Genomic DNA, 11,502 nt, shown 5'->3' on the forward strand with positions numbered 1-11,502 from the left:
AAAAAAGAATATCCCCGCCATGAGCGGGGATGTTCTTTTTTAGGAAGTTATTTCTATTTTCACGGCTCATACTCTTTTCAATATGAAGAAGATCTACTTTACCTGGCTGTTGATGCTGACCAGCATTATGCTGACTGCACAGGTCAAATCCCCTGAACAGTTCCTGGGCTACGCAACAGGAAGCCGTTATACCCCTCATTTCAATGTGGTGAACTATTGTAAGTATCTGGCCACTGCCGCACCAGATATGGTGAAAGTGGAACAGTATGGCCTTACCAATGAAGGCAGGCCGCTCTTGCTGGTATTTGTGGCATCACGCGAGAACAGCGCCAGACTGGAACAGGTCCGGGCCAATAATCTCCGCCTGGCAGGAACTTCCGGAGATAAAGCAGCCCCTGATGAAAATGCTCCCGTGATCGTTTGGCTCAGCTATAATGTGCATGGCAATGAAACCTCCTCTTCAGAAGCGGCCATGCTCACCCTCTTTGAACTGGTGAATCCTTCCAATACCAAAACAAAAGACTTCCTCAAAAATACTGTAGTAGTGGTTGACCCATGCGTTAATCCGGATGGCCGTGACCGTTATGTGAACTGGTTCAACAGCGTGGTTGGCAAACAGGCCAATCCTGTTCCCTTCACCCGGGAACATATCGAACCCTGGCCGGGCGGAAGACCCAATCATTATTATTTCGACCTGAACCGCGACTGGGCCTGGCAAACACAGGTGGAATCCCGTCAGCGCATGGCTGTTTACAACAAATGGCTGCCACAGGTGCATGTGGATTTTCACGAGCAGGGATTTAATGAACCCTATTATTTTGCACCTGCCGCCGAGCCTTTCCATGAGGTGATCACGCCCTGGCAGCGCGAGTTCCAGACACTGATCGGCCGCAACAATGCGCGCTACTTCGATCAGAACGGCTGGCTCTTCTTCACCAAAGAACGTTTCGATCTTTTCTATCCCAGCTACGGCGATACCTATCCCATCTATAAAGGCGCTATCGGCATGACCTATGAACAGGGCGGCCATAGCCGCGGCGGTGCCGCCGTGATCAATGAGGATGGCGATACACTCACGCTCTGGGACAGGCTGCATCATCATTACACCACCGGTATGAGCACCATCGAAGCCAGCGCAGATCATGCTTCCAGGCTGGTGCAGGAATTCAAGAAGTATTACGACAAAGCACGCAGCAATCCTCCCGGCGAATTCAAGGCCTGGCTGCTGAAAGCAGATGAGAGTGATCGCCTGAAACGACTCAGGGAATTGCTGGAAAGGAATAATATCGAATACTCCTTTGTTTCCGGTGGTTCATTCACCGGCCTGAATTATTTCTCCAATAAGAATGAAACAACAAAAGCAGAGAATGGCGATGTGGTTGTCAACATGAACCAGAGCAATTCCAATCTCATCAAGGTATTGTTCGAGAGAACATCCAAACTATCCGACTCTGCTACTTACGATATCACGGCCTGGAGCCTTCCTTTTGTTTATGGCATCAATACCTATGGGCTGAATGCCTATGTTACCAGCGGTTCAAAAACTGAACCCAATGTAAGGTTCGCCAAACCCCTCACCACGCCTCCGGTGGCTTATGCCATCAAATGGTCTGGTGTTAGCAGCGTACGCTTCCTGGCTGAATTGCTGAAACGCAAAGTGAAAGTGCGTTATGCCGAACAACCCTTTGTGGCGGCAGGGGAACATTTTGAAAAAGGAACATTGATCGTTACACGAACCAGCAACAATATCCCGGATAGCAAACTGACGGAGATCATCGATGAAGCATCCCGTAAAGCTGATCAGATCTATTATCCCGTTGGTTCAGGTTTTGTAGAGAAGGGATTCGATCTCGGGTCGGACCGTGTAAGAATGCTGAAAGCGCCGCGGGTGGTATTGCTCGCCGGTGATGGCATCTCATCTCTCGGCATGGGCGAGATCTGGCATTATTTCGACGAAGTGATCGGCTACCCGCTCAACGTGGTTTGGGTGAACAATCTCAACAAGGATGTGCTGAAAGAAACCGATGTGCTCATCATGCCAGATGGCGGCTACAGCAGTTTCGGCAAGCCCACGCATGATATGCTGAAAGAATGGGTGAGCAGCGGAGGAAGACTGGTGGCATTGGAAAGCGCTGTGGCCGCACTCGCCAGGAACGAATGGGGCATCAAATTGAAAGACGGAGAAAAGAAAGAAGACGAAAAGAAAGATGATAAAAAAGATGATTACGCATTACTCCGCAAATACGAGAACCGCGAGCGTGATTATCTTCCCAATTTCAATCCCGGTTCCATCTTCAAAGTAGAAATGGACAACTCGCACCCGCTCGCCTTTGGATACGACTCCACTTATTTTACCCTCAAACAGGATGATAATATTTATGATTTCTTTAAGGAAGGTCTCGGCTGGAATGTTGGCGTGATCAAAAAGAGTGCGCAGGTATCCGGCTTCGTTGGCTTCAAACTCAGGGACAGGCTGAAAGATGGCTTATTGTTCGGCGTGCAGGACCAGGGTGGCGGCGCAGTGATCTACCTGGCGGATAACCCTGTTTTCCGCAGTTTCTGGGAGAATGGAAAGCTCCTGCTTGCCAATGCTGTATTTATGGTGGGGCAATAAGCACATCACCTTTATCTTTGGCCCCGGAATTTGCTTGCTTAAAAATCATTTACTGAATGAGAGAATGTAGACCCCTTCAGCTGATCCTTTGTTTGATTATTTTGTCGCAGGCATTCAATGCTGCTGCGCAAACACCTGCCTCTTATTCCGCTGCTGACCTTCAGCAGCAATTCAAAAAACTGAATGTGCTTGGCTCTGTATTGTATATCGCCGCTCACCCGGATGATGAGAATACAAGGCTGCTGGCTTATCTGGCCAAAGAAAGATTGTATCGTACGGGGTATCTCAGCCTCACACGCGGAGATGGCGGGCAAAACCTCATTGGCGATGAACAGGGCATCGAGCTCGGCCTGATCCGCACACAGGAACTGCTGGCGGCCAGAAGAGTGGATGGTGCTGAACAGTTTTTCAGTCGCGCTTACGATTTCGGTTTCAGCAAAAGCACCGAAGAAGCCCTCAGCATGTGGGATAAAGAGAAAGTACTGGCGGATGCCGTTTGGGTGATCCGCAAATTCCAGCCCGATGTGATCATCACACGCTTCCCGCCGGACAGCAGGGCAGGGCATGGCCATCACTCCGCATCGGCAGTGATTGCACAGGAAGCTTTCAAAGCTGCTGCTGATCCAAAAAGATTTCCCGAGCAGTTCGCATTCGGCGTAAAACCCTGGCAGGCCAAACGCATATTCTGGAATACATTCAATTTTGGCGGCAACAATACTACCAGTAATGATCAACTGAAACTGGATGTAGGCGGATATAATCCCGCTCTCGGCAAAAGTTATGGCGAGATCTCCGCTGAAAGCCGCAGCCAGCATAAAAGCCAGGGATTTGGTGTGCCGGCCGCAAGAGGCGTGAGCACAGAATTCTTTTCCTTCACCGCTGGCGACCCCGCCAGGGAAGATATCATGGATGGAGTGAACGCCAACTGGGACAGGCTGCTGGCCAATGCCAGTGAAAAAGACAAGGGATCGATCTCGTCCATCAATAATTTCTTCAACAAGGCAGCTCAGGAATCATGGCCTGTAGAGCATCCGGAAAAAATGATCAAACCATTGTCTGTATTGTACCAGGATATTTCCAATCTGACAGACAGTTACTGGAAAACACAAAAACTTCAGGAAGTACAGGAGCTCATTGCACGTTGCGCCGGCCTCTGGCTGGAAGCCACTGCCAATACAGAGTTTGCAGTACAGGGCGATTCAATAAAACTGAACATTGTAGCCAATAACAGGATTGGAAAGAATATCATCCTCAACAGCATCAAGGTAGACATGTTGGATGAATCCGTCAACAAGGAACTCCAGCCCAATCAAAACTTTACTGTTAACAGGCCGCTCTATGTTTTCGCCAACAAACCTGTTTCGCAACCTTACTGGCTGGAAAAGAAAATGACCACCGGCTCTTTTGTGGTGAACGATCAGAACCTGATCGGCAGACCGGAAAGCCTGCCTGCATACACTGTCACTTTCAATGTGACTATCGATGGACTGAACTTAGCTTATACAAGACCGGTACAATACAAATTCACAGACCCGGTGAAAGGTGAGCTGTATCGTCCGCTTACCATTGTTCCTCCTGCCACAGTTACCACCGGTCCGGATATCATCGTATTCAGACAGCAGCAGAAACAGAATGCGGAACTCACCGTGAAAGTGACCGCCAATAAGGATTTCAATAATTACAAAGCCACCATCACCAACCGCATCAAGAACAACAGCGAATCCAAAAACGATTCCGCTTTCAATGTTGGCAAGGGACTCAGCAAGAATTACGGATTCACTATCGGCAATGCCAATATGAAAGATGTGGTGCAGGACAATGCACAGGTATTCGTTGATCTGAAAAATGGAAAAGCGGAACAACCAGCCTGGCTGCACCTGGTGAGCATCAACTACGATCATATTCCCCCGATCCATTACTATTACCAGGACAATGCGAAGATCCTCAACCTGGATCTCAAAACTGCCGGTAAGAAGATCGGGTATATCGATGGCGCAGGAGATAAAGTGGCTTATGCACTGGAACAAATGGGCTATGAAGTAAGCATTCTGAAAGAAAAAGATCTCTTCCCCGCCAATCTAACACAGTTCGATGCCATCATCACCGGTGTTCGCGCCTACAATGTGCACGACTTCCTCAAAACAAAATACGATGTGCTGATGGAGTATGTGAAAAATGGCGGTAACCTCATCGTACAATACAATACCAATAATAATATCAGTTCAGTGAAAGGTGGCATCGGGCCTTATCCCTTCACTGTCACACGTGGACGCGTAACTGATGAAACAGCGAAAGTGAATTTCCTTTTGCCCAATCATCCTGTGCTGAATTATCCCAACAAGATCACCGATAAGGATTTTGAAGGATGGATCCAGGAGCGTGGCATTTATTTCGCGGAACAGGTTGATCCTGCATTCCAGAGCCCGCTTTCGATGGCTGATCCCAATGAGGCAGACCAGAAAGGAAGCCTGATCATTGCAGACCATGGTAAGGGGAAATTCGTGTATACGGGACTGGTATTCTTCCGGGAATTACCGGCAGGTGTGCCGGGCGCTTACCGTCTGATGGCCAATATCATCGCATTGAATAAAACGAACAATAAGAAATGAGCACTTCCGCATCGGGAACAGACAAAACAAGGATCTATTTCATCATCGCCATGATCATCGGACTGATCATCGGCAAGCTGATCAAGAAAGTGGGAGTGGGATTGATGATCGGGATCGTGCTCGGTTTGATATTCATGATGGCTTTTTCAAGGAAACGATAATCATAAGAACAGATGCAAATACAACAAGATGATCAGGCTAAAGAGAAAGTGCCGTTATTCCGTAAATGGAGTTACTGGTACTGGCTGGTGATCGGGTTCCTGGGCCTGCTGATCCTGTTGTTCTATTTCTTTACCAAACATTTCGCATGAATTTTTCGGGGCTCGACTGGACGGTGTTGGTAACAACACTTGTCTGCATTATCCTTTATGGCGTTTACAAAGGCCGCAGCTCGAAGAAAAACCTGGAAGGGTATTTCCTGAGCGACCGGCAGATGCCCTGGTGGGTAGTGCTGCTCAGCATCATGGGCACCCAGGCCAGCGCCGTTACCTTCCTTACTGCGCCCGGACAGGCTTACTCAGACGGGATGCGATTTGTACAGTATTATTTCGGTCTACCTATTGCCATGGTGATTGTGGCCATCGCTTTTGTGCCTGTGTTCAGGCGACTGAAAATATTCACTGCCTACGAATACCTTGAACAACGTTTCGATATCAAGACCCGCCTGCTCACCAGTTTCCTCTTCATGCTGAGCCGCGGATTGTCAACAGGCATCAGTATCCTGGCCCCTTCACTGGTTTTGCACAGTATGCTGGGATGGGATATCACCATCACCAATCTGGTGATGGGCGGCGTGCTGATGATCTATACTGCCAGCGGCGGCGCAAAAGCCGTCGGTTATACCCAACAGTTACAGTTCGTGATCATCTACATAGCGATGTTCCTCGCCGCCTGGTGGGCCATCAAGATGCTGCCCGAAGGTGTGGGCCTCACAGATGCCCTGCATATCGGCGGTAAATCCGGCAAGCTGAATGTGATCACTACCGGCGTTACGGAAGAAGGAAACTTCGACTGGAAGGACCGCTTCAATATCTGGAGCGGTATCATCGGCGGTCTGTTCCTGGCATTGAGCTATTTCGGAACGGACCAGAGCCAGGTGGGCCGTTATCTCACGGCACGCACAGAAGGGGAGAGCAAGCTCGGCCTGTTGATGAATGGACTGGTGAAAGTGCCCCTGCAATTCTTCATCCTCCTGATAGGTGTATTGGTTTTCTCTTTTTATCAATTCTATAAGGCGCCTGCATTTTTCAACCTGTCGCTGGAAGAGAAGGTGAAGAAAACTGAATACGCTCCTGAATACAACAGCGCGGTGGCGAAGTATGATGTGTTGCAGGAAGAAAAGAAACAGACCACTATTGCGCTCACCAAAGCATTGCATAACGAAGATCAGCAAACGATAGATGCGCTGCGCGAGAAGATACAAGTGCAGGACAAAGCCACGCATCAGTTCCGTAAAGAGATAGAAGGATTGGTAAAGAAAGCCGTTCCCGGCGCAGACAGTAACGATACCAATTATGTATTTGTCCGGTTTGTGGGCGATTTCTTTCCGGATGGACTGGTGGGTCTGATCATCGCCATTATTTTCCTCGCTGCCTGGGGTAGTGTGGCGGCGGCGCTGAATTCTCTGGCCTCCTGCACCATGGTGGATTTTCACAAACGTTTATCCAAAAAAGAGCTCAGTCCTGAAAAGGAATACAAGTGGAGCCGTTACTATACTTTGTTATGGGGCATCTTCTGTATCATCGTTGCGCAGTTTGCGTACAATCTGGGCAATAGCCTGATCGAAGCGGTGAATATCCTGGGCTCCTGGTTCTATGGAGCCATCCTCGGTATTTTCCTCGTGGCATTCTACCTCAAACATGTGAAAGGGCACGCGGTGTTCATTGCGGCATTACTCACCGAGGTGATCGTGATCAGCATTTACAATATGGATCTGTTCTCCTGGCTCTGGTTGAATGTGATCGGTGCGGCACTGGTGGTAATATTGAGTCTGATCCTGCAGGCGATGATGCCGGTATTCAGAAGAAGAAAACCACTATGATAGTAGAGAGATAGTAGTGAAATACTGGCTTTTTAAACAGGGAGAGTACTGAGATAGTAGAGAGATAGTACTCAGAAAGTACTGAAAAGTGTAAAATTGGCGGAACTATTGGTGGAGATAACGGAGAGAAAAGTTTGATAACCAGCTTTATATATGCTGATTTGAATGGTCTTTTGAAATACTGAATTGGTTATCAATATATTATAGCAGGCTAATTGGTGCTTAATTGGTGGTTTATTGGTGTTTAGTTGCCTGTTAATGGTAGTGGGAGGTATGCCGGGGTGCTGTCGGAGCTACCTGAGAGGCATCAAGGGTCGAGCCATTGGTTACTCCTATAGCAAAAAAAGAGGCTGACCTCCCGGCCAGCCTCCAATAAATTTCTTGCATCAGTTCAGACTGAATCTTATTTCAAAGTCTTCAGGAGTTTTTCGTTCAAAGCAACATAGTCAGGGTTCTTTGCTTCCTGAGCCAGTTTCAGTGATTCGTTGGCAGAAGCGATTGCTTCCTGCTTCAATCCCAGTTTAGCTTCAGCATTTGCTCTCTGATGCCATACCCAGAAGAATTTAGGGTTAAGCTCAGTAGCTTTCTTCAGCCATTCATGCGCTTGTTTTGTGTCTTTTCCTGTTTCCAGATAATACATAGCTGCATTGAAGTACGGAGGTTTCTCAGACTTCATGGCGGTTTCGATCTGCGCCATTACTTTTCCATCGATATCAGTTTTGATGGGAAGTGCAACAGCTGTTTGGTCCCACATGATCCAGAGATTGCACTCGGTGCCTTTGATCTCGTCGAATTGCATGAAGAAGGTTTCGATCTTCTCCTTGATAGCATGAGGCTTCACTTTCACGCGCACTACGTCCTGATCTTCCTTGTAAGCAGAAGGAGAGGTAACATCCAGTTGTTTGGTGAGGATGAGGGTCCACTCGCTTTTGCCAGGAATGCTCAGCAGACCATATTTACCGGCAGGAATATTCTTTCCGCCGATGATCACATCGTCGCTGAAGTTGAGAATAGTTGCTGAATTTGCACCGGTACGCCATACTTTGTCGAAAGGAACCAGGTCTCCGAAGATCTTGCGGCCTTTCGTGCTGGGGCGGGAGTATGACAGTTCAATGTTACCCAGACCAAAATCCTGTTTAATGGTTTGAGCAGGAGATGGGGCGGGAACTTTCAAGCCCTGGGCCTGGATTGCGCCACAATACAATGTGATGCTGCAGGCGATGGCAATTGCTGTTTTGATCATTGCAAACAAGTTTAATGCGGCAAAGATAACCGGTTCAGCAGGAATCCGGAAATAGCTGCAACATTTTGAAGGCCTTAAAAATGCCCTTCATCCTAAAAATGTACGATTACGGTGGCGGTTGCTTTACGTCCGCGTTTGATCTTCCAGGCAGGACCTTCCTTGATGAGGCGGAGCGCCTCTGCATTGGCTTCGGTTGTAGAGCCACTGGTGATAGTGAATTCGGATAATTCGCCCCTGCGGTTTACCGCAAAGGAAACCACCACGTCTTTAACGGCCCTCGCAGAGTCCCTGCTGAGGCGATTGTTCTCACGCAGATAATTCTCGAAGCTCACCCATCCATTGACAGGTTCTGCATTCTGCAGCAGGATATCTGTTTCTTTTATTTTCTTACTGATATTACTCCTTTGTTTTCCGCCGTAACCTGTTACCACCACATCGTTCAACATTTGGTCTGCCGGCTGCAATTGCAGGTTATTGGTGGCCAGTGGTGATTGATTCAGCTTGAACTGTTGCGTGTTGAATCCGATAGCGGCAACGGATACATTGAGTGCTGCTGTATCTATATTTCGTAGAGGAATATTGAAATAGCCTTCCCTGTCTGTGAAATAGGTCATATTCATGGCTGGATTCTGGAAGGTATTCACGTTGGCATTGGGGATGGGCCTTTGTGCATTATCGGTTACACGTCCCCGTATTATATTGTTGAGACGCTTATTCTCTGCTGCATTGGTTTGCAAAACCAGTCCCGGCGTATGCCCCTCCAATGCACCCACGATCTCCGTTCTCACTGGCCTGCCCACAGTATCTGAGAAATTGAATTGGGGTGGATTGTTTTCAGATTTAAGTACGATGTCTTTCTTCTCGAAACCATCGGGTACTACCGTGGCAGGTACATTAGTGTCCAGCGGGATCTGTTTCGCATTAGCCCTGGGCTGAATGGCTATAGTATTGTATTGTGCTTTTTGACTGGCATTGTTTTGACTTCTCTGCAAATTCAAATTCTCACTGCGGGCCTGATCAGCATTTACTCTTGCATCAGCTGCAGATGGCTTTGTTTTTTCTGCAGCAGCATTATCCCTGGTGCTGAAAGTAGATGGTAAGCCTTCGTTATCAGTTAAGGTTAAAGTTTCAGGTGCTGGTAGAGAATCGGCAGGCGGAACTTTGGCAGGTTGCACTTTTTCCTGGTGCTGCACAGCGGCTATTTCTTGTGTTGCCACTGCTTTGTCCTCGCGACTTAAATAACTGTTCCAGAGGAATACGCCTGCTGCAATCACAACAACTGCGGCTGCAGCCATTTTCCACCATACCATGCCCCTGACCTTACCGGAAGCCGGTTGGATCTTTTCAGCAATGGCGGTTCTCAGCTCCTGCAGGTTTTGGTTCACCGGAGCTTCGCCATGGGATTGCATTGCCTGGTCCATTCCCTCGATGGCATCTGCCAGGAAAGGATCGTCCAGCGCTGCTTTTTCCATGGCATGCATTTCGGATGCAGACATGTTGCCACTCAGATATCTTTGGATATCCGCTGCTGTGTAATGGGTGATATGTTGTGATTGATCATTCATGGTGGTGAATGCTCAGTTATATTTCTTTTGTTTCGATAGCTGCCTGTTTATCCATACAGATCTTAAGGTTCCTTCTTCCATTCTGGATATAGCTTCTTACCTTATTCCATTCGATCCCTGTTTCAGACGCTATTTCTTTATAACATTTGTTCTGTAAATAGAATAATTCCACTGTTGTTTTCTGCTCATCGGGCAATGTTTGCAAACAATGTTCCAGTCTCGTCAGGTTCTCCTCTTTCTGCATCATGCCATTCAGATGCGTTTCTGCTTCCGATTGCATAATCTCGGCATTGAATTCAGAGGTGCGGAAATTGCGCGGAGAGCGGAGTTGCATCAGGCAGTGGTTCCTGGCCAGTGTATGCAACCAACTTTTAACATTTTCTACCTGGTGCTGCTTTAGTTTTTTGGTGAGCTCTTCAAAGAGTTGCATCACGGCATCTTTGGCGCTTTCGGGGTCTTTGAGATATTTCAGGCATACGCCATACATCAGGTCCATATACCGCTGGAACAGAGCGCCTAACACTTGCATGTCGCCCGTTTCACGATAACTGTCGGCCAGTTCTTTGTCTGTCCGCTCAGGGTGTTGTATGTTCTTCAGGAAGCCCACGAAAGATAAAATTAGCAAAAGATCGGTTAAGCAAAGAATTTGAAGGCGTACCGGTTGCTCGCCTGGCGAGCGACTGTACCCCGCCAATCATAAAGTTCCGCCTTCCGGCCAGTTGCTCCAGTGTGTATTGGTTGTTTGAGTGGGTTTGAATATTTTTTTGTCGCCGGTTTCCAGCGCATCGGCCAGCATGATGAAGGTCTCGTTCTTTCCGGGTTTCTCTTCATTGGCGAGGTCAGGATGGTTCCAGTCGTCCAGCCGGATGAACAGGGGCAGCCCTGCAGGGATGCGCTGTTTGATATCTTCTTCGGTGGCGAGGAACTGGTTCCGGTGTTCAGGAAGCAGTCCGCGCATCATTTCCCAGATCATGATCTTTCCGGGATCTTCCAGGTGAATGCCTTTGGCCTCATAAAATGCGGGATCATGGGAAAGCGTAATGGCATTCCCGCGGACCAGGATGGTATTGATGGAAGGATCGAGGTAGCTTTCAGTTTCCCGGTCGAATGTGTTGCCCTCCGGACTATCGGCCGTCAGGCTGAGGAAATTGGCATTATCCAGCCCTGGCTTATGTTTCAGGTCGTTGCCGAAAATATAAAGACAGTTCTCGATACCATTGTGGCCACCGCCGCGGTAGTTGAACCCGATCACTTCAATCACGATCCTCCAGTGGCTTTCATTGCGATAAGCGGAGAGCCTGGCCGTTACCGGATAGAGGTAGCCATTGTCCAGCATGGGAAAGGAGAACTGTCTGGCGGCACTGTCCAGTTGTTCCAGGATCTCTTTAGCTGTAAATGCTTCTTTATGTTTTTTGGGCGCCATAACCGGG

9 protein-coding genes are annotated in these 11,502 nt (G+C 48.3%); 5 read left to right on the forward strand and 4 right to left on the reverse strand.

The genetic code is table 11. The annotated features are described in order from the left end of the window. Window positions 1-82 precede the first annotated feature (82 nt). Genes FSB84_RS18215 through FSB84_RS18225 form a run of 5 tightly spaced genes read left to right on the forward strand, consistent with a single transcriptional unit; the run spans window position 83 to window position 7,264 of the window. Entirely contained in the window at window positions 83-2,614 is a 2,532-nt protein-coding gene (locus FSB84_RS18215; protein ID WP_130539341.1) for a M14 metallopeptidase family protein, read from the forward strand. 56 nt (window positions 2,615-2,670) lie between these two features. Further along, window positions 2,671-5,223 (forward strand): PIG-L family deacetylase, encoded by a 2,553-nt coding sequence (locus FSB84_RS18220; RefSeq protein WP_130539342.1) that lies wholly within the window; start codon window positions 2,671-2,673, stop codon window positions 5,221-5,223. Next, window positions 5,220-5,384 carry a hypothetical protein gene (locus tag FSB84_RS30810; protein ID WP_164735196.1) on the forward strand — a complete coding sequence of 55 codons (165 nt, stop codon included), beginning with the start codon at window positions 5,220-5,222 and terminating at the stop codon, window positions 5,382-5,384. Before FSB84_RS18220 ends, FSB84_RS30810 begins: the two co-directional genes overlap by 4 nt. A 12-nt stretch (window positions 5,385-5,396) precedes the next feature. Further along, window positions 5,397-5,534 carry a hypothetical protein gene (locus FSB84_RS30815; protein ID WP_165434883.1) on the forward strand — a complete coding sequence of 46 codons (138 nt, stop codon included), beginning with the start codon at window positions 5,397-5,399 and terminating at the stop codon, window positions 5,532-5,534. After that, window positions 5,531-7,264, forward strand: coding sequence for a sodium:solute symporter (locus tag FSB84_RS18225; protein ID WP_130539343.1), 1,734 nt, complete (start codon window positions 5,531-5,533; stop codon window positions 7,262-7,264). The genes FSB84_RS30815 and FSB84_RS18225 overlap by 4 nt, the downstream gene beginning before the upstream one ends. A 403-nt stretch (window positions 7,265-7,667) precedes the next feature. Here the strand turns inward: FSB84_RS18225 and FSB84_RS18230 are convergent, their stop codons facing one another. The 4 genes from FSB84_RS18230 to FSB84_RS18245 form a co-directional block, all read right to left on the reverse strand. Further along, complete coding sequence (locus FSB84_RS18230) at window positions 7,668-8,507, reverse strand: DUF2911 domain-containing protein (protein ID WP_130539344.1); 840 nt, start codon at window positions 8,505-8,507, stop codon at window positions 7,668-7,670. Window positions 8,508-8,599: 92 nt separating this feature from the next. Then, window positions 8,600-10,072 (reverse strand): carboxypeptidase regulatory-like domain-containing protein, encoded by a 1,473-nt coding sequence (locus FSB84_RS18235; protein ID WP_130539345.1) that lies wholly within the window; start codon window positions 10,070-10,072, stop codon window positions 8,600-8,602. A 16-nt stretch (window positions 10,073-10,088) separates the two neighbouring features. Next, window positions 10,089-10,697, reverse strand: a complete 609-nt coding sequence (locus FSB84_RS18240) for an RNA polymerase sigma factor (RefSeq protein WP_225979818.1) — start codon at window positions 10,695-10,697, stop codon at window positions 10,089-10,091. A 69-nt stretch (window positions 10,698-10,766) separates the two neighbouring features. Further along, window positions 10,767-11,495: a DUF7003 family protein gene (locus FSB84_RS18245; protein ID WP_130539346.1), complete on the reverse strand. Its 729-nt coding sequence runs from the start codon at window positions 11,493-11,495 to the stop codon at window positions 10,767-10,769. Between the last annotated feature and the right edge of the window lie 7 nt (window positions 11,496-11,502).

Source organism: Pseudobacter ginsenosidimutans (genome assembly GCF_007970185.1).
Taxonomy (GTDB): domain Bacteria; phylum Bacteroidota; class Bacteroidia; order Chitinophagales; family Chitinophagaceae; genus Pseudobacter; species Pseudobacter ginsenosidimutans.